The organism is Pragia fontium DSM 5563 = ATCC 49100, assembly GCF_900112475.1.
Classification (GTDB): domain Bacteria; phylum Pseudomonadota; class Gammaproteobacteria; order Enterobacterales; family Enterobacteriaceae; genus Pragia; species Pragia fontium.
The window spans coordinates 1-25,470 of record NZ_FOLW01000020.1 but is presented as its reverse complement, the minus strand read 5'-3'; the positions used below and the strand labels follow the sequence as shown (position 1 = coordinate 25,470).

Annotated in this window: 19 protein-coding genes; 9 read left to right on the top strand and 10 right to left on the bottom strand. The window is 45.8% G+C overall.

Annotation, left to right across the window (positions count from 1 at the left end; genetic code table 11):
* Positions 1-458 precede the first annotated feature (458 nt).
* The 6 genes from fdhF to dpaL form a co-directional block, all read right to left on the bottom strand.
* A complete protein-coding gene (fdhF, locus tag BMZ28_RS16785; RefSeq protein ID WP_083399713.1) occupies positions 459-2,603 on the bottom strand; it encodes a formate dehydrogenase subunit alpha in 2,145 nt (714 codons plus the stop codon).
* Positions 2,604-2,642: 39 nt separating this feature from the next.
* A complete protein-coding gene (locus BMZ28_RS16775; RefSeq protein WP_074825050.1) occupies positions 2,643-3,188 on the bottom strand; it encodes a 4Fe-4S dicluster domain-containing protein in 546 nt (181 codons plus the stop codon).
* A 514-nt stretch (positions 3,189-3,702) separates the two neighbouring features.
* Entirely contained in the window at positions 3,703-4,992 is a 1,290-nt protein-coding gene (locus BMZ28_RS16770; protein WP_074825048.1) for an MFS transporter, read from the bottom strand.
* 79 nt (positions 4,993-5,071) lie between these two features.
* Positions 5,072-6,664: an N-acyl-D-amino-acid deacylase family protein gene (locus BMZ28_RS16765; RefSeq protein ID WP_074825045.1), complete on the bottom strand. Its 1,593-nt coding sequence runs from the start codon at positions 6,662-6,664 to the stop codon at positions 5,072-5,074.
* Between the two features lie 90 nt (positions 6,665-6,754).
* Positions 6,755-7,939, bottom strand: coding sequence for a YgeY family selenium metabolism-linked hydrolase (locus BMZ28_RS16760; protein ID WP_074825043.1), 1,185 nt, complete (start codon positions 7,937-7,939; stop codon positions 6,755-6,757).
* Between the two features lie 35 nt (positions 7,940-7,974).
* On the bottom strand, positions 7,975-9,192 hold the full coding sequence (gene dpaL, locus BMZ28_RS16755) for a diaminopropionate ammonia-lyase (protein ID WP_074825041.1): 1,218 nt from the start codon (positions 9,190-9,192) through the stop codon (positions 7,975-7,977).
* Between the two features lie 381 nt (positions 9,193-9,573).
* Between dpaL and BMZ28_RS16750 the strand changes: the two genes are divergently transcribed.
* On the top strand, positions 9,574-11,325 hold the full coding sequence (locus tag BMZ28_RS16750) for a sigma-54 interaction domain-containing protein (RefSeq protein ID WP_047779737.1): 1,752 nt from the start codon (positions 9,574-9,576) through the stop codon (positions 11,323-11,325).
* Positions 11,326-11,404: 79 nt separating this feature from the next.
* Complete coding sequence (locus BMZ28_RS16745; protein WP_074825038.1) at positions 11,405-11,941, top strand: HD domain-containing protein; 537 nt, start codon at positions 11,405-11,407, stop codon at positions 11,939-11,941.
* Positions 11,942-12,038: 97 nt separating this feature from the next.
* On the opposite strand, the gene BMZ28_RS16740 is transcribed toward BMZ28_RS16745, so the two are convergent.
* Positions 12,039-12,623 (bottom strand): hypothetical protein, encoded by a 585-nt coding sequence (locus BMZ28_RS16740; RefSeq protein ID WP_074825036.1) that lies wholly within the window; start codon positions 12,621-12,623, stop codon positions 12,039-12,041.
* A gap of 155 nt (positions 12,624-12,778) precedes the next feature.
* On the opposite strand from BMZ28_RS16740, the gene yccX reads away from it, so the two are divergent.
* The 3 genes from yccX to birA all read left to right on the top strand — a co-directional run bounded on the left by yccX (position 12,779) and on the right by birA (position 15,273).
* Positions 12,779-13,051, top strand: coding sequence for an acylphosphatase (yccX, locus tag BMZ28_RS16735; RefSeq protein WP_074825057.1), 273 nt, complete (start codon positions 12,779-12,781; stop codon positions 13,049-13,051).
* Positions 13,052-13,273: 222 nt separating this feature from the next.
* Positions 13,274-14,311 carry a UDP-N-acetylmuramate dehydrogenase gene (murB, locus tag BMZ28_RS16730; RefSeq protein ID WP_074825033.1) on the top strand — a complete coding sequence of 346 codons (1,038 nt, stop codon included), beginning with the start codon at positions 13,274-13,276 and terminating at the stop codon, positions 14,309-14,311.
* On the top strand, positions 14,308-15,273 hold the full coding sequence (birA, locus tag BMZ28_RS16725; protein ID WP_047779742.1) for a bifunctional biotin--[acetyl-CoA-carboxylase] ligase/biotin operon repressor BirA: 966 nt from the start codon (positions 14,308-14,310) through the stop codon (positions 15,271-15,273). The genes murB and birA overlap by 4 nt, the downstream gene beginning before the upstream one ends.
* 58 nt (positions 15,274-15,331) lie before the next feature.
* Here the strand turns inward: birA and BMZ28_RS16720 are convergent, their stop codons facing one another.
* Positions 15,332-16,252, bottom strand: coding sequence for a LysR substrate-binding domain-containing protein (locus tag BMZ28_RS16720; protein ID WP_074825031.1), 921 nt, complete (start codon positions 16,250-16,252; stop codon positions 15,332-15,334).
* A gap of 318 nt (positions 16,253-16,570) precedes the next feature.
* On the opposite strand from BMZ28_RS16720, the gene BMZ28_RS16715 reads away from it, so the two are divergent.
* Both BMZ28_RS16715 and BMZ28_RS16710 read left to right on the top strand, forming a co-directional pair.
* Complete coding sequence (locus tag BMZ28_RS16715; RefSeq protein WP_232036578.1) at positions 16,571-17,779, top strand: MFS transporter; 1,209 nt, start codon at positions 16,571-16,573, stop codon at positions 17,777-17,779.
* 15 nt (positions 17,780-17,794) lie between these two features.
* Positions 17,795-18,979 (top strand): amidohydrolase, encoded by a 1,185-nt coding sequence (locus BMZ28_RS16710; protein ID WP_126466834.1) that lies wholly within the window; start codon positions 17,795-17,797, stop codon positions 18,977-18,979.
* 79 nt (positions 18,980-19,058) lie between these two features.
* On the opposite strand, the gene coaA is transcribed toward BMZ28_RS16710, so the two are convergent.
* On the bottom strand, positions 19,059-20,012 hold the full coding sequence (coaA, locus tag BMZ28_RS16705; protein ID WP_047779745.1) for a type I pantothenate kinase: 954 nt from the start codon (positions 20,010-20,012) through the stop codon (positions 19,059-19,061).
* A gap of 376 nt (positions 20,013-20,388) precedes the next feature.
* Between coaA and BMZ28_RS16700 the strand changes: the two genes are divergently transcribed.
* On the top strand, positions 20,389-21,567 hold the full coding sequence (locus BMZ28_RS16700; protein ID WP_074825025.1) for a hypothetical protein: 1,179 nt from the start codon (positions 20,389-20,391) through the stop codon (positions 21,565-21,567).
* A gap of 715 nt (positions 21,568-22,282) precedes the next feature.
* Positions 22,283-25,105, top strand: a complete 2,823-nt coding sequence (locus tag BMZ28_RS16695) for a S8 family serine peptidase (RefSeq protein WP_074825022.1) — start codon at positions 22,283-22,285, stop codon at positions 25,103-25,105.
* Between the two features lie 104 nt (positions 25,106-25,209).
* Here the strand turns inward: BMZ28_RS16695 and tnpA are convergent.
* The coding region (gene tnpA, locus BMZ28_RS16690) for an IS200/IS605 family transposase (protein WP_074825019.1) at positions 25,210-25,470 on the bottom strand (261 nt) is incomplete at its 5' end.

The following is a 25,470-nucleotide window of genomic DNA, read 5'->3' as shown; positions in this document are numbered from 1 at the left end:
TCCCCATGCGAGAGTAGGGAACTGCCAGGCTCCAATTAAGTGATAACCCTCAGCGAAAGCTGGGGGTTTTTGCGTTTTGGGCGGTTAAACTTCTCGGCCTGTTCTCCATGTTTTTATATTATCCCGGTATTGAGAGTCACCAATCCCCACAGGCACTTCTTTTGGATGCCAATCTGAGGGAGAGACGGGCGTGGGGGTCGACTTGGCGTAAGCCAACGAAGTGCCCGTAGCGCGGCTAGGCCCGAAGCTCGCCAGGCTTAATACCCGCGTATTTTCGGTTAGGCCCGAAGCTCGCCCAGACTCAATACCAACTCCCCCTTTGGCTAGGCCCGAAGCCCACTAGGCTTAATACCAACGTCCTCCCGGCTAAAGTTACTAATATTATTTTTGAGAATGATTAATTAAACCAATAAAAAGGGCTGATTTATCAGCCCTTTTTAGGTATTGGATAAATATACTTAAACTTCAGCAGCCTTACGTAAACGACTCTTCAGGGATGTGTACTCTCTCTGGACATAGCTTTCAGCCCAATTTTGGTCAGGGATTGCTTCCAGTTTAACGGCACAGTGCTTGAGCTCCGGCGTTCTGGATATAGGATCCAGCGCATCGAGAGTTAGCTGGTTACAAGCGCCAATCCACCACTGATAAGTCATATAGACTGCACCTTTGTTGGTTCTATCACTGACGGCTGCACGACTGATCACTTTTCCGCGGCGAGAAGCTACCCACACCAATTGCTGATCTTTGATACCTAAACTTGCTGCATCTTGGGTATTGATCTGCACATATCCTGGTTCATCCGCCAAGGTTTGCAGTGCTGCGCAGTTACCGGTCATTGAACGGCAAGAGTAGTGCCCAACTTCACGCACGGTAGCTAATGCCAACGGATACTCTTCGTCGGTTAGCTCCATTGGTGGACGCCAATCACTGGCGTATAGTTGACCTTTGCCATTCGGGCGGTTGAACTTACTGCCAGCAAACAGGTACTGAGTACCGGGATGATCCAATGTCGGACATGGCCATTGAATATAGCCAAGACCTTCCATTTTTTCGTAGGTTGCGCCGTAATAGCTCGGACATAGTTCGCGTACTTCATCCCAAATTTCTTTGGTGTTGTTGTACTTCATCGGATAGCCAAGCGCCGTCGACATCAGGCAAATAATTTCCCAGTCGGTTTTTACATCGCCTTTGGCTTCAACCGCCTTATAAAAACGCTGGAATCCGCGGTCGGCGCTGGTATAAACCCCTTCATGCTCACCCCATGAGGTTGCAGGGAAGATAACGTCCGCCATCGCAGCGGTCTGGGTCATAAAGATATCTTGTACGATAACCAGATCCAGTGCCTCAAAGCCCTGACGAACCACGGACAGATCGGCCTCCGTTTGCATCGGGTCTTCACCCATCACATAAAACGCCTTTACCTTACCTGAAATAGCATTATGCGGCAGTTCACTGATCGGGTAGCCTTTCTTCTCAGGGATGGATTCAACCCCCCAAGCTTTGGCGAATTTGGCACGAGCAGCGGGATCGTTGACATACTGATAACCCGGTAGGGTATCGATAAGTGCGCCCATATCACAGGCACCCTGAACGTTATTTTGACCACGAACCGGTGCGACGCCGACGTTTGGTCTACCCAAATTACCCGTCAGTAGAGCCAGACTGGTTAAACATCTGACGGTATCTACTCCTTGCCCCCACTGAGTTACCCCCATCCCCCACAGGATGGTTGCGGATGGTGCAGCGGCATACATACGAATAGTTTCACGAATTTGTTTTGCTGACAGGCCAGTTATTTTTTCGACGTATTCAGGCGTGTATTTTTCCACGCTCTTACAATACTCTTCGAACCCTTCAGTATGGTTTTCAACAAACTCTTTGTTATAGAGATTTTCACTGATTAATACATTGGCAAACGCGTTCAGCAATGCCACATTACTGCCGTTTTTCAACGGTAACCAGATATCAGCAATGCGCGCGGTTTCTATATAGCGTGGATCGCAAACTATGACTTTGGCACCCTTTGCTTTGGCTTTGAGAATACGACGAGCCACAATAGGGTGAGAATCTGCGGCATTGTAGCCGAAAATAAGCAAACACCGAGTGTCCTCCATTTCACAGATGGAGTTACTCATTGCGCCATTACCCACTGAGCGGTGCAGACCTGCAACCGAAGGGCCGTGTCAAACGCGAGCGCAACAATCCACGTTGTTGGTACCAATAGCGGCACGAGCAAACTTTTGCATAATATAGTTCACTTCGTTGCCGGGCCCGCGGGATGAACCTGAAGTCATCACAGCATCAGGGCCGTGTTCTTCAATAATCTTTTTCATACGGGAACTGGCAAACTCGATAGCTTCATCCCAGGAAGCAGGTTCCAGTTCTCCACCGCGTTGGCGACGAATCATCGGTTTAGTCAGGCGTGGGGTTAGAATTTTAGTATCGTTCAGGAAGTCCCAACCATAGTAGCCTTTTAAACAAAGTTCTCCCTGATTGGTGACACCGTTGGCGCCTTCGGCTCCTACGACTTTCCCGCCATCAACTAGTAGGTTGATTTTGCAGCCCGATGCACAGTATGGGCAGACGGTAATGACTTTTTTCATGCTCGGTTAACTCCTCGAGTCTGTCGGTCGACTTGATGATTAGAAATAGATTTCTGAGGCTTCTTCCAGTGCTGCTCTTTCTTGTTTTTGGCGTAACATGGCATCCATTGACTCATGGGTAACCAGCTGTAATGCATTGGTCGGACAAACCTTAATACAGGTCGGCGATTCGGCAATGTCTTCACATAAATCGCACTTTAGCGCTTCCGTTTTTTGATGGATGGTATTAATAGCGCCATTGCCGGGTAGGGGGATATTGCTGGTTACAATGCTCATTGCGCCATATGGACAAGCTATCGCACAGGTTTTACAGCCAATGCACTTTTCCTGAATAACTTGAATACTGTTATTGCGATGTACAATTGCTCCGCTAGGGCAGACTGCTGCACAAGGCGCATCTTCACAGTGACGGCACAAGATTGCGGTACTGACGCTTTGCCCTCTTACTACCCGGATTCGAGGGGTGAAAGTTTTAGCGGACAGATTGGCAACATCGTTATCAGTACTGTGGACCACGGCACAGGCAACTTCACAGGTGCGGCATCCTATGCAGTTCTTGGGATCTGCGATAACGAACCGGTTCATAAATACATCTCCATTATTCGCTTCCTGACGATAGCTAGATAGAACAGAATCATGTTTATAACGCTGGTATATTCCCTGTTTTCAAGATGCTCATCACAATGCTGTGATTGTCATTAAGTCGGATTTAAGCCAGTTTTATTTTTACCATTGTATTGAGCACATGACTTACTGTGGATTAGTGATACACCATATAAGTCAAACAGATGTTGATATGTCGCAATGTTCAAGGTGATTCAGTCAAGTTTCCAAATGAATGTTTATTAATTTGGTTATCTGCCTGATAAGAAAGCCGTTATAGAACGTTCAAACCGTCCGCTGTCATTGGAATAGATGAAGAGTGGAATGGCAATAAAAGAGGTCTATGTCGTCGTTTTTTTAGCTGAACGATAAGGTGGTTAAGTGGAGAGTTCTGGGCGTTATAATAAAGCCTCTTGGTGGAGTATCCTCTTTGGATTTGTCGACAATCTTGGCCTTAACAATAGGTTAAGGCCATTTTATCTCGCACAATAGTTAGTTAAACTTCTGTCGCTATCGCTTTATTCGAATGTGCATTATTGACGGTTAAGGTCACTACCGCCGAAGCGATCAGCGCAACAATCATAAAGATAAATGCGCTGTTATAGCTACCGCCACTGGTGTGAATCAACCAACCCATGATTGGCGCTGAAACAACTCCCGCCATTTGACCGCCGAAGTTTACAATACCCGAGGCGCGCCCCATGATTTTGCTGGGAATGGTATCCATCAGGATGCCCCAGAACATTGCCATAGCGAAGAACATAAACAGGGCTGAGATGCACTGATAAACCACCGCCATATCGGCGCTGACAACGGTAAATGTCATATACAAGAAGCCAGCGGCAATAACGGCGGTCAGTACGTACAGGAACTTACGCTGGGGTTTGAATTTATCTGAGAAGTAACCGCCCAGCAGTGTACCGCCAGCCCCAAACAGAAATGGAATCGCGGCCATGACTCCGGTTTTTGCCAGAGAGAATTCGCGGACGGTGATCAGATAGCTGGGTAACCAGGTTGAGAAGCCCCAGAAAGTGATATCAAACAAGAACCAGATAGCGGCCATTTGCCACAGAACTGGCATTTTTAGCACTTCTTTAAACGGGATTGGTGCCGTATTTTGGCTTATAACGTCAGAGCCTTCTGCCGCTAATTCATCCAGATCTTGCTGGGTAATGCTGGGGTGATCTTTCGGATTATCACGGGTAAAGAAGTAAATACCGGCGGCAATAAACAGGCCGGGAAGACCCAGCACAATAAACACCATATGCCAGCCGAACGCACCGATAATACTGGCAGCGACGACAACGGCTAGCGCCGGGCCTAAGGTGTTAACCGTAGACTGAATTGCCGTTGCTCGGCCTCGCTCTTTGGATGGGAAATAGGTGGAGATCATTTTCCATGATGCGGATGGGAAACAGCCTTCGCCAATACCAAACAGAAAACGCACCGCTAACATTAAGGGTAAAGTGAGAACTGCTCCGGTCAGGCTGGTAAATACTGACCACCAGGCGATACCAATTGCCATAATTTTGCGGGCACCAAATCTATCCGCCAGAAAGCCGCCGGGAATTTGAAATGCGGCATAACCGATAAAGAAGGCGCTAATAATCAGGCCTTGCTGAGTGGTATCGAGATTAAGGTCGCGGCCGATAAAGGGCAAAGAAACGCTCATAACCATGCGGTCAAGAAACGACAGTAGCCAGGCGAGCCAGATAAGAGACAGTATGGTATATCGGGCTTTCCAGGTCTTGGGTTTACCCGAGGTTAAATGGGGTTGTAAGCTCATAGTGATGTCCTTAGGGTAGAGCTCTCCATCACAGGCAATAAATGTCTGCGATGGATAAGCTGATGTTTATCGTTTTTTATTAGTATTTTTTTCTGATGACACTACCGCTACAGGCATAGCTCTCTATGCCGTTAATCAAGGCGAGGCGCCCGTTAACCATGACAATATCAATGCCTTTTGGATATTGATTAGGTTCTATAAACGTCCCTTTGTCGATAATTGTGTCCGGATTGAACACCACAATATCTGCGGCATATCCCGCTTTTAATAAGCCGCGATCTTTCAGTCCTAATACTTGCGCAGGCTTACCGGTCATTTTACGAATGGCAGCCTCCCAGCTCAGGCAGTTTTCTTCACGGACATATTTACCTAATACACGAGGGAATGCGCCGAACACGCGCGGATGTGGTTTACCGGCACCCATTAATCCATCGGTACAAACGTTTTGCTCAGGGCGGCACAAGAATTTAATTACGTGCTCTTCAGTGCCGTAGAAATCAACCATACCGACGGCGTTTTCTTCTTCATATAGCAAATCGAAGGTGGCGTTATAAGGGTCTTTACCGCGTAGTTCACCCAACTGGATGAGATTGAGGCCAACAGCGTCCTGATTGTTGGCGGTTTTAGCGCTGGTAACAAAGATTTGGTCCAGACCAGCGAAGTCGATGAAGTTATCCCAGCCGGGAATGCCGTTCTTGATATCTTCGATCATTTTTTTGCGTAATTCCGGTGACTCCAGACGTTCCAGTAACTTATCAGTACCACCGGCGTGTACCCATGGTGGTAAAATGACCCCCAGCATGGTGCTACCCGCCACATAAGGATATTGGTCGAAGGAGATACGTATTCCTTCTGCCTGTGCTTGTTCCAGCATTCCGAGCATTTGCTCAATCAGGCCCCAGTTCTTTTTACCGCAGACTTTCATATGGGAAATATGCAGCCAGACCCCGGAGGCTTTAGCGATATCGATCAGCTCTTGGGTAGAAGCAATGATGTCATCAGCTTCACTGCGTTGATGAACCACGAACAGGCCATCATATTTAGCGGTCACCTTACACAGCTCAATCATTTCAGCGGTATCACCAAAGGCGCAAGGCATATAAATCAGCCCGGTGGATAGGCCGAACGCACCGGCTTTTAACTCGCGTTCCAGCACTTCACACATTTTCGCCACGTCTTCACGGGTGGATGGCTTGCCATCAAGACCCATAGCTTCCATGCGAATATTACCGTGCGGTACCAGATAGGCGAGGTTAGTGGCGGGATGATGGGCTTCCAGCAGGTTTAAATACCCTTCGGTATTTTTGTATTTCCAATCAATTTTATCGGTATCGCCGTCCAACCCGGCGATGTTCTTACGCCAGGCGGCAATATATTGTTCCGGCAGTGGAGCCAGTGCGACACCGTCCTGACCCAATAACTCGGTGGTAATTCCCTGACGGATTTTGGCCGACAGTGCAGGATTTACAATGGCGGATAAATCGGAATGGGTGTGGGTATCAATAAAGCCTGGGCAAACAATTTTGCCAGTGGCATCAATCACCTGATCGTTAACGCCGATATCGGCATGACCAATGGTAACAATACGTCCTTCGTTCACAACTACGTCAGCAATGAATCCATCATTGCCAGTACCGTCTATCACTTTTCCGTTTTTGAATATGGTCTTCATCTCAATTCTCCGGAATGATGTGTTGTAGGGCGAGGCATCATTCTTAATTTTTATTTAATGTTCTATTTTTCAGTTTTTATTTTTATTGGATTACTTACCGTAAATGCTCTGAATAATGCCGTAGTAGCCAGAGGCTGAGCCGGTCAGCTGTGATATTTCAATAAACTCGTCGATGGTGTGGGCCAGATTTTCACGAGATGGTCCGAAACCGACGGTATGGATACCCGCTTCACCGGCATAGTGGCTACCGTTGGTACAGAATGAGTATTGAGTAATGGTCGGTTCAATATCCGCAGAACGTACGCCGGACAGTACTGCTTGAACAAACTCATCAGCTTCATCAAATACCCAACCTGGGAAGAAGCGTTCACCTTCGATAGTTGCGCCGGTATAACAGGATTCTTTGCCAAAGGCGTAAGAGACTTTGCCTTTAAACTGCGGGTCCTGAGCCTGTAATTCTTGCAGTGCTTTTTCCAGCGGAGCAATAACGCTTTCTTTGGTTTCTCCTACCAGCAGGCGGCGATCGTAGGTCGCACGGCAGTAGTCAGGTACCACGGAAGCACCGGGATAAGGCGAAGATTTAATATCGGTCAACTCAAGAATACCCAGACCCAGAACAGGGTGGGTTGGGGGTGCCACTGTGCGAATTTTATCGATGAGCTGGGACATTTTGTATACCGCATTGATACCTGCTTGCGGGTTAGCGGAATGTGCGGGTTTACCGAAGGTCTCGACGACGATTTCAGCCCGACCACGTTGACCGATTTTCAGGTTCAGCTCAGACGCTTCGCCGATAATCACGTAGTCGGGCTTATAGCGCTCGGTAACCAAGCGGGCAGCAATACCCTCAAAGCACTCTTCATGTACGATACAGGACACATAAATTTTGCCGGCAAAGTTACGCTGATGATCCTGTCCGTAGAAACCCACGGCAGAGATCATGCCTGCTACGGCACCTTTCATATCGGTAGTGCCGCGTCCGTAGATTTTTCCGTCTTCAATGTCGCCGCCGTAAGGATTATGACTCCATTTTTCCTCGTCGACGGGGACGGTATCGATATGACCATCAAACATCAGGGTTTTACCTGGTTGATTACCAACGATACCGCCGATGATGTTGCCATATTTATCGATATGGATATCGTCAAACTGGTAATGCTTCATGATTTTTTCGATAGCTTTAACGACGTTCCCTTCCTGCCCTGAGTAGCTTTTTTCGCGAATCAGGGTTTGACAGTTCTTAACCACTTCATCAAAACGACTTGCTGATAACATTGTTTCTTCTCCATCATTACTTTGAAAATAGGTGATTAATATTTCTTGAAGCTTGGGATCTCGCCATCCCAGACGATATCCAAATAGCGCTGAGGATCGGTATCGCCCTCGGTGCTGATAACCAATACGCGGGAGTCCTGATTTAAGCCCAACTGTTGACGGGTTTCTGCCATGGCAGGGGAAGTCATTAGAATTGAGAGTAACCCGGTCGTGACTGCGCCTGACTCACCGGAAACAATGTGCGGGTCTCCCGGTAGTGGGTTACCCAGAATGCGCATACCGTGGGTGGCAACGAAGTCAGGGCAGGAGGCAAAACCGGTTGCGTAGTCGCGTAACAGATCCCAGCCTATGTTGTTGGCTTCTCCGCAGGCCAGTCCGGCCATAACGGTTTGCAGATCGCCGCCTACTGCAATAGCCTGACCCTGTTTCGATATGGCAGAGCGGTACAGACAGTCGGCAATTAATGCTTCCGCTACAATGACTTTGGGGCGATTTTCGCCATAAGCCGCTGTTAGCATGCCTTGTGCCATACCAGCAAAAGACCCCACGCCAGCCTGAACGAATACGTGGGTTGGTGGAACCTGATGCAGCTGCTCCATGGATTCAAGCATTAATGAGCCGTAGCCTTGCATAATCCATAAAGGAATTTTTTCATATCCCTGCCAGGCGGTGTCCTGAACCACTATCCAGCCATATTTTTCTGCTTGTTCCGCCGTCATGCGTACTGCATCGTCGTAGTTCATATCGACGATTTCTGCGGTTGCGCCTTCATTACGAATCGCGGTCAGACGCTCCTGCGATGAACCTTTGGGCATGTAGACTACGGCTTTTTGTTTTAGCTGGCGTGCCATCCAGGCTACGCCGCGTCCATGATTGCCATCAGTGGTGGTGGCAAAGGTGACTTCTTTCAGGATTTTTCTCACCTCATCGCTGGTCATCACATCAAAAGGCAGTTCACTGATATCTTTCCCCAGGATTTCTGCAATATGGCAGGCCATGGCATAGGCACCGCCCAGTACTTTAAAAGCTTTTAGTCCAAAGCGTTGTGATTCATCTTTGAGACACAGGCTTTTTACTCCCAGCTTTTGAGATAAAGCCGGTAGGCTGTATAGCGGTGTTGGTGCATAGCCGGGAATAGAGCGGTGAAAGTTAAGTGCTTTTATCAGCGACTGATAGCTAAACGGCGCTAACGGCGCTGTAGGTCGTTCAGTGAACAAAGTCTGGTTGATAAAAAACTGTAATTTGTCCTGCATGGAAAAAGCCTCATTGGTCTGGGTTTTAATTAATTTGCAACGTATTAGCTGCAGAAAAATATCGGTATCGATGTATTGACCAGAGCAAGGGACGTGCCAGATTGCTCGCTACTTGAGTTAATTCGGTGAAATTGTTTTTTTATCTTTCATTTTCAATTGGTTATTTTTTGTGGAAGGTAAAGGAAAGGCTGGTGCTGGAGGTGAGGATTATCATTTAGATGATAATTTATCAAATTTGATAAATTATGTGATCTATACGGATAAATAAGAATAGATATTTAAATACAATAAGATAGATTAATTATTTGAGTGAAATAGATATTCTTAACAGAATATTTATCAATTATTGATAAATTGGCGGTTATATAAGGATTGCCTATTATGATCTCGGTATTGAGTAATATTCAGGATGATATTTGTAACTACGCTGATGCTATTTCGGGCATCACCGGTACCGATGTTGAGATTATTGATGAATCCCTGATGCGTATTGCCGGCACGGGTAAATACCGGCATATGCTTAACCAGAATGTGGCTAAAAACGGTTATATCTATCGCCACGTTTTGCGTGTGCAGGAAACGGTACTGATCAAAAATCCGGGCGAAAATACCTTATGTCAGCACTGTGAGAAGCACCTTTACTGTTCAGAGATGTTGGACCTGAATGCGCCTATTTTCCTCAATAATCGAGTAATCGGCGTTATTGGTATTATTTGTTCCACCGAGGAGCAGAGACAGACTCTCCTTAATCAGATTGATAAATTCATTACTTTTATTGAACAAGTTGCCGTCATGATTTCCAGCAAAGTATTCGAGTGTCTGGAACGTCTGCGGGCGCAGGAAACCTTGGGCGCTTTCCGTCGGCTGATCGATGCCATGGATCGCGGAGTAGTCGCCATCGATGGTAATAACCTCATCTGGCACGCTAATTTGTCCGCCGCTCGTCTGTTTAACCGTGAAGTCATTGGATTACCGCTTACTATCGAGACTACCGGTGATATTTTATATGGTGATGAAGAGGCATGGTTGACGCTGGAAGATCAGAAACGTCACGTATTGTGTAAACAGATTTCCCTCTCGTCATTGGAAAATGACAGCCTGACGATGGTGATTTTCCACGATGCTCGGGACTATATGAGCAAAATCACTATGCCGTCTTATGAGTCCGACAGTCGGGCGCGATTGATCGGTCATTCCCAACCAATGGAACAGCTGAGAAGCACCATCGGTAAAATAGCCAACAGCTACGCCAGTGTATTGATTACTGGTGAAAGCGGCTCCGGTAAGGAAGTGGTGGCGTTTGCTATTCACCAAAATAGTCCGCGCAAAGCATCCCCGTTTGTCACCATTAACTGCGCCGCTATTCCAGAACAGTTACTGGAAAGTGAGCTGTTTGGCTATGTCCGCGGGGCATTTAGCGGTGCTGACCCAAAAGGGCGGGTAGGGAAATTTGAGTTAGCTAATGGCGGTAGCCTGTTTCTGGATGAAATTGGCGATATGCCCCTGCATCTTCAGGCTAAGCTGCTAAGGGTATTGCAGGAGAAGGCCATCACTCGAGTGGGGTCAAATAATGTGATTAATACGGATGTGCGAATTATTGCCGCCACGAATAAAAATATTTATGACATGGTAGAAAGTGGCCTGTTTCGTGAGGATCTTTACTATCGTCTTAATGTGGTACCGCTGGTGTTACCTTCTCTACGCGAGCGACGCGAGGACATTGCCGGGTTAGCCCAATATTTTGCTGACGAATTTTCAGAGAGCTATGGTCGACCCAGACAAAAGGTGCCGGACGATATGATTAACCTGCTTTATGCTTATCACTGGCCGGGTAATATTCGGGAACTGCGTAATGTTATTGAGTATATCTATGTGATGCAGGGGGATGCTGTCGGTATGAATGCCAGTCATTTACCACCGCATTTATTGAGTGCGGCGGAAAAACAAAAGAACAGCCATCACAAGGGACTACATTCTTTGGATAAGCAGGGACGAAAAGCGGAAAAGGAAGTGATTGAAAATGTCCTGCTGCGTTTTGGCAATAGCGTGGAGGGTAAGAAGCAAGCGGCGACAGAATTGGGTATTGGTATTGCTACACTATACCGCAAGATAAAGCGGTACGATTTACAGTAATCCGATCCGTGTTTAAACTCAGAGTATTCCGTTCGTGAAGATTTAGGCCGCCTTATACAAGTAAATAGCGGGAGTATGTATGAACGATCTTGAACAGCGAGCAAAGATATTTGCCACCAGGGTACATACTGACGCTAATCAGCGGCGTAAATATACACATGCACCTTATATCATCCATCCTGCGGCGGTGGTTGAATTGGTTCGCATTGTTCCCCATACGGCGGAGATGATTGCCGCAGCTTGGTTGCATGATACCGTCGAAGATACCACTACGACCCTGAGTGAGATTAATCAACACTTTGGCGATACGGTGGCCAGCTATGTACAAATGCTGACTAAAGTCAGCAGGGAAAACGATGGTGATCGGGAGGTTCGCTTCCAGCTTGATTTAGTCCATATCTCATGTGCCTGCCCACAGGTAAAAACCATCAAACTGGCAGATATTATCGATAACAGCCGTAATATTGCCGAATATGACCCGGAATTTGCTAAATATTATCTGGTGGAAAAACACCGTCAGTTAGCAGTGTTGCGTCAAGGGGATAAGCGACTATTGCGGCGAGCAGAGGATGTTATTAGGTTAGGGCTTGAGGAGGCTAACCGGCGTTTGAGGTAACTGAAAAAATAAGCCCGATGATTCCGAGCTTATTCCTTTCAGTTTGAGTGCTAGTCACAACGATGTTTCCATTAAATAATCGTATAATTATCGAGTATCAGACCACTTGAACCACTCGGCACTGTTGGCAGAGCGGATAGCTATTAAGAAAAGGTTCGATTAGCTGATGCATCGTATCAAAGCGATTACCGTAGAGGTATAGCGCGGTTTCTGTTTCACCCTGATGGTAGCTATGTATACCGCCTTCTTCTCCCAGCAGTTTTTCGATTTCCGCCCAAGCCTCATTGATATCGTTATTTTGGTATACCTCATCGGGTAAATCGGTACCGTTGAGATAGAGGGCTAGTCCTTCATGTTGACCGAACTCAATAATCCTGTCTTCGCCAATACGCAGTTTTGAACCTTTAGGAGCCAGTGCGTCTTCCAGAAAATTGATAATATGATGGATAGCTTGCTCGCTGGTGTCCTTGGCTTCGATCTCTATATCACATTCGCTGATTTCACCGTTTTTCTCTAATAGCGAACCGCCACCGCAGATCTCACCAATGTTATGGGCTTCAAGGATTTTGGTTAAAGCATCCTCTAGATCGCCACGGTGCATAGGCTGTAATTTGGCATTTAGCGTGATGGTGATGAATTCTTTTTTTGCTGCCGGTTTCTTGCCAAACAGATTATTAAACATACCAGAATCCTTCTGTGCGATTTTATTATTTAGTGGCCGTTCTGTAACAGTCAGAAACGTTGCCATAATAGTCAATATACCGACTAATTCCTCTAAATGGAGTCTCCAGATATGAAATATTTATTAGGGTATGATTGGCTGAACAGGGGGAGATAATCATGAAGGTCTGCTTTATTGCTTATGTTTCGGGTATCGTACAGGGTGTCGGGTTTCGTTATTTCACTCAACAACAGGCCCGGGCGCTGGGCGTTTCCGGTTATGCGTACAACATGGATGATGGCCGAGTGGAAGTATTGGTCAGCGGAGATAAACAGCAGGTTGAAAAACTGTTGGAATGGTTAAAGAGCGGACCGCGAACGGCGAAGGTGGAAAGGGTGTTGATTGAGCCAAGGGCGTATAAGGAGTGGTTCGGATTTGAGATTAGGTGATGACTGCGCTGTGATTTGTATCTTGGCTGGCGGCATGACTTTTTTCCTTTGACAATATTTAGGTTCTTGAATTAGGGGGCAGTGACTTAACGCCATCGATAAATTCAAACCTGTTCTAAACACATTGTGAATCATTCCAACTCTGGTCATGCCTGCCCCCAATCAGTTAGACTATCAGCAGCATTTTTCCCCTGTGTATTGAATATAATGTCGAGACCTTTTATGACCTCTCCAGCCGTGTCGATTCAGAATTTGCATACCTTTGCTTTACCCGTATACGCTGAGCGCGTGATTACCGCTGAATCCTGTGAACAATTGGTTGATGCATGGCAGCAGGCCGGGAAGCAGCAGCGTCCAGTATTACTGCTGGGGGAAGGCAGTAATATGCTATTTCTGGAGAATTTTGAGGGTTGGATAGTATTAAACCGGATCAAAGGCATTCACGTTCGCGAGTCGGATGATTCTTGGCATTTACACGTAGGGGCGGGGGAAAACTGGCATCAGTTGGTGCGTTATACTCTGGAGCATAATTTTAATGGCCTGGAGAATTTAGCGTTGATTCCCGGCTGTGCAGGTTCCGCCCCGATTCAGAATATTGGGGCTTATGGGGTTGAACTGAAAGACGTGTGTGAATACGTTGATTTACTCAATCTAACGAACGGCGATGTTTCACGTATTACCGCAGCAGACTGTCAGTTTGGCTATCGTGAAAGCATCTTTAAGCATCAGTACCGTGAAGGCTATGCCATTGTGGCCGTGGGACTAAAGTTGGCTAAACGTTGGCAACCGGTTTTAAGCTACGGTGATTTACGCCAGTTCGATCCGCAAACCGTCAAACCGATGCAGGTGTTCGATGCTGTTTGTGCGATGCGCAGCAGTAAACTTCCTGATCCAAAAGTAACCGGTAATGCGGGCAGCTTCTTTAAAAACCCGGTGGTCAGTGCCGAAGTCGCGGCAGAAATTCTAAAGCAATATCCCAATGCGCCACACTATCCTCAACCCAACGGTCAGGAAAAACTGGCGGCGGGCTGGTTGATTGATGCCTGCCAACTGAAAGGTCATCGTATTGGCGGCGCCGCAGTGCATCAGCAGCAAGCGTTAGTATTAATTAATCAGGATCGAGCGACATCGCAGGATGTGGCTGAACTGGCGGGCTATGTTCGCAAGCAGGTCGCTGAACGGTTTAACGTTTGGCTTGAACCAGAGGTTCGGTTCATTGGTAAATCGGGTGAACGCAATGCGCTTGAGGTATTAGCATGAAGAATATCGCTGTTCCATTAAAGCTGGTCAAGATATTGTCTGACGGTGATTTCCACTCTGGTGAGCAAATCGGTCATGAGCTTGGCATGAGCCGGGCCGCGATTAATAAATATATGCAGACCTTGCGTGACTGGGGGCTGGACGTTTTCACTGTTCCAGGCAAAGGATATAGCCTTCCTGCGGCCATTCAACTATTGGATGAACAGATTATTAATCAGCTATTGCCAGACGGTGGTGTAGAAGTGCTGCCGGTGGTTGATTCCACGAATCAATATTTAATGGATCGTATCAATAAGCTTCATTCTGGTGATGCCTGCGTAGCGGAATATCAACAGGCTGGGCGTGGTCGTCGCGGCCGCCAGTGGTTTTCACCATTTGGTACCAATCTGTATCTCTCGATGTTCTGGCGTTTGGAGCAGGGACCTGCGGCTGCCATTGGTCTGAGCTTGGTTATTGGTATTGTGATGGCCGAAGTTCTACATAAGTTAGGTGCTGCGGATGTTAGGGTTAAATGGCCAAACGATCTTTATTTAAAAGATCGCAAGCTGGCGGGCATTTTGGTTGAGCTAACGGGTAAAACCGGTGATGCGGCTAACGTGGTGATTGGTGCTGGGATTAACTTGTCGATGCGCCAACCTGATAGCAACGTGGTTAACCAGCAATGGGCTAATTTAACCGAAGGCAAAGAAGATATTGATCGTAATGAAATGGTGGCCTGTTTGCTATCTACGTTACGTGAAACATTAAAGCAGTTTGAACAGCAGGGATTGGCGCCATTCATTTCTCGCTGGCGTCAATTAGATAATTTTATTGACCGTCCGGTAAAACTATTGATTGGTGAGCAACAGATTTTTGGTATTGCCCGGGGTATCGATAAGCAAGGGGCACTGCTGTTGGAGCAAGATGGTGTGATTAACGCATTTATCGGCGGTGAAATTTCTTTAAGGTCGGCTGATAAATAGCGCTTTGCTCAGCGTGATGAATAATGGTGCTGCCATTATTCATGGCATGTATTCCTGATTAGTCCTTGGCCCATGAGTGCTGCTGAGATTCCCAATGCAGCACTTCAGTAAAACGTTTGGCCGCTAACGTCAAAGGGCGTTGACGCGGATAGATCAAACTGTAGGATGCCTGAGGCAGTGGCTCGGTGATTGGCAGCATACAGAGACGATTGTTGATATCTAAAGCGGGTAGCATTGCGCTGGCAACAATGGTCAGGTAGTCAAAGTTCAGGATCAGATTGAGTGCTGTAACTACGGAATCGCTGCGAATCGGCGCATGATGTAACGCTTGATACAGGTTGCTGAATAACGATTCTAATCCTTTGTAATATCCCATTGATGTCGCAGGTAGAAACCATTTAGCTTCAAGCAACTGAGCAACGTTGGTGCATTTTTCCAGCGGGTGTCCTTGGCGCGCAATGATACAAAAAGACGCCTTAAACAGTGGCTCTTCAATAAATTCGCTCAGTGGTACATCAGGTGAAATGGTTCCGATGGCGAAATCCAGTTTCCCTTCACGCAGAAAGGGAAGCAGGGTGGATAGCTGTCCTTCCAAAACGGTGATGTTGGTTTTGGGAAAGCGGGATTTAAACTGGACTAATGCGGGAGGAAAGATAGTTAGCGCCGGTAACGAGGAAAAACCGACCGCAATATTCCCCTGCGAGGATTGATTTATTTGCTGAATTTCATCAGCCGCCCTTTCTAACTCTTCTAAAATCAGCTGCATACGCGCAGCAAAAGCTCTTCCTGCCTCGGTGAGTACAATGCCTCGTGACCCTCTGGTCATTAACACTGCCCCCAGCGTATCTTCCAGCTCTCGCATGCTGCGGGTTAGCGCGGGTTGTGATTGCTTCATTTCTCTGGCTGCTGCGCGAATACTGCCGTAGCGAATAACCGTCTGGAAAACTTTCAACTGGTGCAGTTTGGGTAAGTATTTCATTTTTGGCCGTTTTACCTTTTGGTATCAGGTTTAGTTATCAGTGATAAGAAAATCATATCTCCTCATCAAGATCAAGGTTTTATATGATGGCGGAATAATAAAATAATTCTTTCTAAACAACAGGTTATTTTGTGATGTATATCACGCAATGACCGGGAAGCCCTCTTTTTCCGATTTTTAAAGGATGGAAAAACGGCAAGTTGAAACCAGAACGATCATGGATTGAACGTAAAATAGTCAAAAATTGATGGTTTAAGCCGAAATTTTGACTTTTAGGTATCAATTTTTGTTATACAAATTACCGTCTAAGGGATTCAGATGAAAGTGACCAATAAATATCTGATGATATTTTTGCTTTTTATCGGTTATGTCATTGTTTATATAGATAAAACCGTTATCGGTTTTGCTTTGTTACCCATTGAACAAGAGTTTTCTTTAACGGCGAAAGAGCTTGGTTATATCACCGGGTTGTTTTTCCTTTCTTACTCTTTGTTTCAAATTCCAGCCGGTTGGCTAAATGACCGGATTGGCTATAAAAAAGTTCTGTTGCTGTCCTTGTTTTTATTGGGAGGCTTTGCCATTAGCTTTGGCTTGCTGGGGCTGACGTTTGGTTTATTGGTGGTTTGGCGTTTTCTGGCGGGGATAGCGCACTCAGGATATCCCTGCTCTTGTGCTAAGGCGGTTGTTGCTAATTTTGATGTTCAACAGCGCACCTTTGCTCAATCTATTTTACTTTCGTCTTCTGGTTTAGCGATGTCTGCCGGGCCTGTTGTCGCGGTTTTCCTGATTAGTGAGATTGGCTGGCGGGGATCGTTTACTTGGCTGGGGCTGTTTGCTTTTGCGATTGCGTTTTGTGTGCTGATTTGGGTTCCTAAGCCAGCACAAGGACCTCGTTCAGCTAAAGCGGTAGGCTGGAGCGACTATAAACAATTATTAAAGAACCCGGTCGTTTTACTGCTGTTTGTCGCTATTTTTGGCTTGAATGTGCCGTCATATGGCTTAATGGCTTGGTTACCGAAATATCTGGTGCAATACCGTGGGTTAAGCATCAGCCTGTCCGCCACTATCGCCGCAGCAGGTGGTCTGGGGTTATGGGTCTCTTCTTTATGTACCGGCTGGTTTGTTGGTAAATATATGCAAGACCGAGAATATATTGTGATTAGCGCAGGTTCATTGCTGGGGGCGGTCTGCATTATGGCGATTTATCTGGTGCCGTCGGCCATATTTGCCGCTATTTTGTTGTTCTTTGGCTATGTATTCTTGATGGCTGCGTTTGTTACGGTATTTACCTTACCGATGAAGCGATTGCCACAAGAGGTGATTGGCGCGGCGATGGGAATGATTAATACCGGCGGAACGCTTGGCGGATTTGTGGCGCCGATTGCCATTGGCTATCTGGTGTCAATGACCAATAGCTTTGCCAGCGCTTTTATTTTTCTTGCTGCTGCGATGGTGGTATCTGGTTTGGTGGTCATCCCATTACGTAACAGTGGTACCGCGACCGGAGCGGTTGTTGGAAACGAATAGTCAGAAGTGAGGAAAATGATGAATACAGAACAACTCAACCAGCTTGTCGCTTCGGTTAAGGACAACGTTATCCACTGGCGTCGGCATATCCACGCTAATCCGGATTTAACTTTTCATGAGGTTGATACGGCAGACTATATTGAGAAGCAACTGTCGACCTTTGGCCCATTAAAGATAACGCGTCCAACGCCGAATAGCGTGGTTGCTTATCTGGAGGGCGATTATCCCGGTAAAACCTATGCTTTGCGGGGGGATATTGATGCCTTACCGATTACGGAAGAGAGCGAGGAGTACTTTGCTTCGACAAAACCGGGGGTGATGCACGCCTGTGGCCATGATTCCCACACGGCTATGCTATTAGGTGCGGCAAAAGTCTTATGTCAGTTAAAACATCAGATACACGGCAAAGTGGTATTTATTTTCCAGCATGCGGAAGAAGTTCCCCCAGGCGGTGCGCAAGAATTGGTTGATAAAGGCATTCTTGATGGCGTTGAGATGATTTTTGGCTTACACGTTATGCCGACTTATCCTACGGGGCAGGTGGTGATTAAGTCAGGGGTATTCAGCGCCTCCAGTGATAATTTTGATATTGAAATTCAAGGTCGTGGTGGTCACGGTTCAATGCCATTTTTATGTATTGACCCGGTGGTTATTGGTGCCGAGGTGGTGACGGCTTTACAACAGATTATTTCTCGCAAACTGGATCCTCAGAACGCACCAGTTCTGACTGTAGCCACGTTTCAGGCAGGAGATAGCTATAATGTGATTCCTGAGCGAGCCAAGTTGGCGGGTACCCTGCGAACTCATAATAAAAATGTAAGAGAAAAAGTACCTGAGCTAGTGGATCAGGTGCTCGCGGGGGTTACCGCAGCACACGGTGCAACTTACGAGATTAAATGGACGCGTGGTTATACCGTAGGAAATAATCATCCATCGGCTTTCGATATCGCTCAGAAGGTCACTCGTCAGTATGTTGGGGAATCCGCACTACAGATAACGGATACGCCACTGTTTGGCAGCGAAGACTTTTCTTCCTATCAGGAAAAAATTCCGGGATGCTTTTTATTGGTTGGCTCAGGCAATGAGGCGATCGGAGCAACTTATGGGGTACATAATCCGAAATTTAAATTAGATGAAGATGCGATGCAAATAGGCGTAAAACTGCACGTTGGATTGATTCATCATTTGTTGATTGCTTAATTACTGTTAGTCGTTTGGCAGGCCGGTCCGAATGATAAGGCTTCGGACCGGATTTTTATGATGGAAAATGCGTGAAAGGCTATTTACGTAGCCGAACTTTCTCTACCGCGTGGTGTTCACCCTTAGTCAGAATCAGGTTCGCTCTTTCTCGGGTTGGCAGAATATTCTGTACCAGATTTTGACCGTTAATTTCCAGCCAGATGTTATTGGCGATATTCACCGCTTCTTGTTCAGACAGCTTGGCATAGTTGTGGAAATAGGAGCTTGGATTGGAGAACGCGCCTTTACGGAACTTCAGAAAACGGTTGATATACCACTGGTGTAGCAAGTCTTCTTTGGCATCAACGTAGATTGAGAAATCGACAAAATCTGAGACAAATACCCGATGTGGCGATTGGGGATAATCCATTCCGCTTTGTAATACGTTTAGCCCTTCCAGAATCAGAATGTCTGGCTGTTCGATGACCTGTGTTTCTCCCGGTAGGATGTCATAGGTCAGATGTGAGTAAACCGGCGCTTCAACCCGCGGCATACCGGATTTAATATCAGAAACAAAGCGAACCAAATTCTGAATATCATAGGATTGTGGAAATCCTTTTTTCTTCATTAAATCCCGTTCGTGCAGAACGTGGTTTGGATGGAGAAAACCATCGGTAGTGACTAACTGTACCCGGCGATGTTTAGACCAACGACTAAGCAATGCCTGTAATACCCGAGCGCTGGTGCTTTTGCCGACGGCAACGCTACCAGCGACGCTAATAATGTAGGGAACGCGCTGATTTTTAATGCCGAGAAATCTTTCCAGTACCAGCTGATTCTGCAGGTTACTGTCAATATAGAAATTTAACAGACGTGAAAGCGGCAGATAGACCTCGGAAACTTCATCCAGCGAAAGATCTTCGTTAATGCCTTTCAGATTGATGATTTCCTGCTCGGTCAAGGTCAGAGGTTCGGATTCGCGTAAGGCCGCCCATTGCTGACGGCTAAACTCCATGTAAGGGCTTAAAGCAAATAGTTGTTCTTTATTATTCATAAACCGTACTCTGTTGGTCAGCATCCTGTGTTTTGTTATGAGATATCGCTGTGGCCGAACAAGGGAATAGTTAACATAAAGGGCACATTATAGACATCTTCAGCATCAGCACAGTATTTTTTATAGCCTGATTGATTATTTCTTTGATATTTTGAGAGATTGCTCCTCTTCTGTGAGGCTGCAATAGCCTGCTGATAAGGCTTTATTGGATCCTCGGAGTGCAGAAATGGCTAGAAATTTTGCTGGTCAATATCAGAGAAGTTCCGTGGTATTGTTCTCGGGTGAGTCATTATTGAGGTAGCTCATCAATAAACGGACTATTATTAGGGAAGATTCACCGCCTGAATTAATTAAGTTGAATTGGAATACATTAAATATGTTTATGAGATTATTCAAACTGATCCCGCTCGCTGGTGCCATATGGCTTCTTGGTATATGGCCAGCACAGGCCGAATATGATGTATCGCAGACTTATACCGGCCAGATCGGAACATTACCGATTGTGGCTGAATTTTCCGTAGCGGAGTCAGGTGAGGTTACCGGACGTTATTTCTATCAGCGTTACCGTAAAGATATTGCTCTGACGGGTAGCCAACTTGGAGACGGTGGCTTCAAGCTGTATGAAAACAAAAGCATTGAGTCCAATAAAAATGGGCCATGGATTAAGCTGATGCCAACAGCAGAGAAAGGATTTACCGGGCAATGGAATGATGCTAAAGGTAAAACGTTAAAGGTGACTCTGACTATTGCGGCGGTTCCTCAGGAAAATAATGGAAACAATGAAACGCCTTACCTGCAAACCCTAATTAAAGAAAATCTTTATGACTATCTGAGGCTACATAATGCCCCGCTTAACATGGAAAATGAGCAGCAGTTTATGGGATATGGTTTCCGCTGGTTGAAAGAGCCGGTTTCCGGTATTCGTATGTTTGAGCTAACTTCCGGCTATCCCCAGGATGTGATGATCAGGGTTAATGTTCAGTTGAAAGAGCGCCTGTGGCGTGAAGTGGTGGATTACCATAGTTGTATGTTTGGCGGATTGCTCTCCAGCGCTGGACAGGCCGATTTCACTCAAACGGTGAAGCCAACCTATTTTTCATCTTCGGTGATTAGTGCTTCAGTATTTACTGAGTTTTACTGCGGTGGAGCACATCCGGATTTTGCTGATTCTCCCATTAATATGGATGTAAAAACTGGTAATCAGTTAGCGCTTGAAGATGTGCTGTGGTTGGGAAAAGGTGAACCGGTTTATTATAATCAGCAAGGTAATGATGATACGGGCTTTGAAGAATTTTCTGCCTACCGTAGTCACGTTTTTGCTCCATGGCTAGTGGCTAAGTTGAAAGCGCTGTACCCTAAACAAATGAAGGCCAGCGATGAGTGTGATTACAGTACCGTTGAGTATTGGGAATTTGTTAATTGGCATTTTACTGAGAAAGGGCTCTATTTTAGTCCGTCATTTCCTCGCGTTGCCCGTTCTTGTGAATATCCTACCTGGTCTATATTGCCTTATCGCGATATTAAAGCTCATGCCGGACATTTTAAGACTCAATAATTAGCTATTGCTTGAACGATTCAATAATCGCCGTAATGGCGATTATTTTTTATATGAAATTATGAGTGTATTCTTTAGGCAAAGATTCAATTTTATTGCTCTGCTGAATCTTTAATTCTAATAATGTTTTCATAATATGAATTTGTTGTACTGCCTAATAGTACAGTTTTGGTTAATTCATCTTAAACAATGATTATTTAATATTTATGTTATTGATAAACTAATGAAAAAAGATATTTCAGTTATTTGAAATGAATATTTCATTACTCTTTTAAAATATAAGCCCTTTTTATTTTAGGGCTTATCAAAAGGCCATGTTGGATATAAATGGATTGTAATCTGCTGTTTTTATTAATTTTTAAAGCTATTTATTTTGACTGAAGAGCATCGAAAAATAATTATCGTATTGATTCAAAAAGAAAATATTATTGTTAATGTAATGTAAAAAAACCGACCTAGTTATTTGACGGTTTAAAAAACCAAGTCTAGCATTAAGCGTAGAATAACCAATCAAAATGTCGTTGCCATCTTATTTGATAGGGTTAGTCAATAAGCAACTTAACATAGTTATTCATAAGTTTTATCTCCGAAGCCTTTGGGAAAGCTTGCAGGGGGAGGGATGACTTATATCTGAAATCCGAAATGATATTTGCGGAATTCAAGGAGTGTTTAACTTGCTTATAAAATGGGCTATTAAAAGCCTGAGGAACTCTCTATGTCCTCTAAAAATAAAGTGGTACAAAAATCTTTATATCTAACTGGGAATACACTTTTTGCAATGATGGTTGCCGCTTGTGGCGGCGGCGGTGGTGGCGGTGGCGGAAGTAGCAATACCGGCAGCAGTGAAACGAGTGTACCTCCAACTGGAAATAACCTATCTATAATTTCTCCGACTGCACCAATTTCACGTAACATTTATAACCAAAGTTTGTTTATGACGAATACCGCTGCGGCCCGTGAGTCTGGATTTACCGGTGCCGGTATTATTATCGGGTTGGTTGATAGCGGGGTTCTGACTTCTAATTTGAATCTGCAGGGCGCAATTGTTCAATCTTTGAGTTATGTGGATCCCAGGACGAATAACACCAATGTCGGTGATGTGCGGGGACACGGGACGATGGTGGCTCAGGTTATTGCCGGGCGTAGGATTGGGCCTTTCTCTGGCGGTGTTGCACCAGAAGCCTCTATTGTTAGTGCACGGATTATTTCCGATACGCCAACGTCAGCAGGAACTCAAGGTTATTCACTGTCCAGGGTTAACTATGATCTCGCTAATGCCGGCGCTAAAATTATTAATAACTCATGGAGTTTGCCTGATTGGGATTTGTCTGACACCAAAACGACCAATAACTATGTGAATGCCTATCAGTATTTTATTGCCTCTCGTGGTGGCTTAGTGGTGTTCGCGAGCGGTAATGATTCTAATGCTAATCCAGATAAAATCGCCGCTTTACCAACAATTGCCGGTTCTCAAGCATTGGAGAAAGGCTGGTTAGTGGTGAGTGCCGTCGATATTAATAATCCAAATAAATTGGCCTCTTATGCTAATGCCTGCGGCAATAGCATGAATTATTGTCTGGTTGCTCCGGGCACCACCGGCGTACTTAATCAGGATTCAAAAACCGGCGAGTTAAACAATAGTTTGGTGTCTGGAACTTCATTTGCCGCACCTCAGGTATCCGGTGCTGCTGCATTGGTCTGGCAAGCATTCCCTTACTTTACTAATGATTTGGTGCGCCAAACCTTATTAGGTACCGCGACAGATCTTGGAGCTCCGGGTATTGATGCGGTATTTGGTCACGGTATGTTAAATACCGCTGCTGCGGTACGTGGACCCGCTAAATTTGACTGGGGTGATGTCAGTGTTTCGTTTAGCGGTTATACCTCAACCTGGAGTAACTCCATCAGCGGTGCGGGTGGGTTAATCAAAAATGGTACCGGCACATTGGTGCTGACTGAAAATGCCAGCTATACCGGAACCACCAATATTTTAGGCGGTACGCTGGCATCAGAAAAAGGCATTATGTCTGATGTGAGCATCGGTAACGCTGGCACACTCAATGTGCGTCGTGTTGGCGGCAATGTGAATAATCAGGGCCGCGTTATGCTACAGAACGGCCAGACTAATTTTGCCCATAACTATACTCAAACAGCTAATGGTCAGTTAGCGTTGGTATTAGGATCGACGCTCAATGTCGCCGGGTCAGCATCAGTTGCTGGCGATCTTCATGTCTTGGCGGTACCCCAGGGTTATGTGACATCAACACAGCGTCAGAACGTTCTAACGGCACAACAAGGCTTGAATGGTAAATTTAGTACTTTTACTAAAGAAGCTGGGGTGTTTCTGGATGCAAACGTCAATTATGATGCCAAGAATGCTTGGTTAGATATTCAGCGTGTGCAGGCAACGAACGTGCAAGGAGTTCAGTACAATGCTGCCGCAACAGCAGGGGCTATTCGTTTGGAACAGGCATTTACCCAGTTAGATCAGCAACAGGCGAATTCCCCGGTTCCAGCTGACTATAAACAATCTGAGTTTTTAGCCGGAGCAGCGAATGTGCAACAGGCTCCGAATGCTCAGGCGGCACAGGCTTCTTTGGAAAGTCTTTCTGGTCAGCTTCCAGCCGCCAGTACGGCGATGACCATGCAGGCGATTAACGTTAATAACCGTCAGATATCCAACCATATCGCTCAATTGGTGGACTTACCAAGAAGCAATGGCTGGACAAGTAATATCAACTATCAGAGTAGTTTAAACAGCGGTGGTTTTTCCGGTGTAAATTACAATATGAATGGTTGGGCAATGGGGCAGGATGTCTTTCTGGATAAAAATACCTTTATTGGTAGCTCTCTGACTCGTAGTGACACCAGCGGTAGCTTGAAACGTGGCTCAGAGAGTAGTACAGGTACTGTAGGAGAAGCTTCTTTATACGGCGGTAAGATTTTTGATTCTTACTATGTCTCAGGTCGTATCGCTTCAGGCTACTATGATGGTCAGCAAAAACGAACCTTGTGGCTGGGGAATCAGTCAGCCAATGTTCAAAGCGATCAGAGCGGCAGTTACTTCAATGTGGGTAGCGAAATGGGTTATCGCATGAAGAAAGATGGTTGGCAGTTCACCCCTTATGTAGATACCCAATATATCAGCCTGAAACAGGATGCGTTTAAAGAAGAGGGCGCGTCAGGTTTTGGACTACAGGCTAACGCTCAAACGACTACCCGTTGGCAGGCTGGCGTTGGTACTCGTGCCGGTTACGGCTGGGATATGGGTAATAAGGGTAAAATCAATCTAACGGCTCAAACCCATTATCAACGTGCAATAGCGCAGGATAACGGTAGCTATAACGCCAGTTTCACCGGACTAAACCAATATATGCCGCTGGATGGCGTATCGTTATCCCGTGATGTAGTGATGGTGGGTAGTGGATTGGAGTGGTTATTTACCGATGATATGGCGCTGTATATGAACTATGAGCAGTATTTTAGCGACAATCAGCAGTCAAATATGGTGAATATGAATGTATCCGTTCGCTTTTGATGAGTAGTTGGATTGAATGGAGTAAAAATCCGCCTTCATAGAAGGCGGCATTGCTTTGGCGCCCCTGAGGGGCGTACTAAGCTCGAACCCATAGGGCCCTCGCTTCACATCCCTTTTAAGCTTAATTGATTATCTTCAAGTTCATGTTTCTCTTGATACTTAACATACTTACGAATCATTTCTGCATTTACACCTACGGTATCTACACAATAGCCCTTCGCCCAAAAATGGTTGCCCCACAGCTTTTTCTTTCTTAAATAGGGAAATTTATTAAACAGCCTTATCGCTGTTCTTCCTTTCAAGTGCCCCATTACCTCTGACACTGAGAGCTTTGGTGGGATCTTGACTAATAAATGAACGTGATC

Bases quoted from the DNA above. Each gene is read 5' to 3' on its own strand.
- BMZ28_RS16750 (WP_047779737.1), top strand. From the start codon at position 9,574: ATGATCTCGGTATTGAGTAATATTCAGGATGATATTTGTAACTACGCT.
- BMZ28_RS16765 (WP_074825045.1), bottom strand. From the start codon at position 6,664: ATGAAGACCATATTCAAAAACGGAAAAGTGATAGACGGTACTGGCAAT.
- BMZ28_RS16700 (WP_074825025.1), top strand. From the start codon at position 20,389: ATGTTTATGAGATTATTCAAACTGATCCCGCTCGCTGGTGCCATATGG.
- birA (WP_047779742.1), top strand. From the start codon at position 14,308: ATGAAGAATATCGCTGTTCCATTAAAGCTGGTCAAGATATTGTCTGAC.
- BMZ28_RS16760 (WP_074825043.1), bottom strand. From the start codon at position 7,939: ATGTTATCAGCAAGTCGTTTTGATGAAGTGGTTAAGAACTGTCAAACC.
- BMZ28_RS16720 (WP_074825031.1), bottom strand. From the start codon at position 16,252: ATGAAATACTTACCCAAACTGCACCAGTTGAAAGTTTTCCAGACGGTT.
- BMZ28_RS16745 (WP_074825038.1), top strand. From the start codon at position 11,405: ATGAACGATCTTGAACAGCGAGCAAAGATATTTGCCACCAGGGTACAT.
- BMZ28_RS16695 (WP_074825022.1), top strand. From the start codon at position 22,283: ATGTCCTCTAAAAATAAAGTGGTACAAAAATCTTTATATCTAACTGGG.
- BMZ28_RS16775 (WP_074825050.1), bottom strand. From the start codon at position 3,188: ATGAACCGGTTCGTTATCGCAGATCCCAAGAACTGCATAGGATGCCGC.
- BMZ28_RS16740 (WP_074825036.1), bottom strand. From the start codon at position 12,623: ATGTTTAATAATCTGTTTGGCAAGAAACCGGCAGCAAAAAAAGAATTC.
- dpaL (WP_074825041.1), bottom strand. From the start codon at position 9,192: ATGCAGGACAAATTACAGTTTTTTATCAACCAGACTTTGTTCACTGAA.
- BMZ28_RS16770 (WP_074825048.1), bottom strand. From the start codon at position 4,992: ATGAGCTTACAACCCCATTTAACCTCGGGTAAACCCAAGACCTGGAAA.
- BMZ28_RS16715 (WP_232036578.1), top strand. From the start codon at position 16,571: ATGAAAGTGACCAATAAATATCTGATGATATTTTTGCTTTTTATCGGT.
- BMZ28_RS16710 (WP_126466834.1), top strand. From the start codon at position 17,795: ATGATGAATACAGAACAACTCAACCAGCTTGTCGCTTCGGTTAAGGAC.
- coaA (WP_047779745.1), bottom strand. From the start codon at position 20,012: ATGAATAATAAAGAACAACTATTTGCTTTAAGCCCTTACATGGAGTTT.
- murB (WP_074825033.1), top strand. From the start codon at position 13,274: ATGACCTCTCCAGCCGTGTCGATTCAGAATTTGCATACCTTTGCTTTA.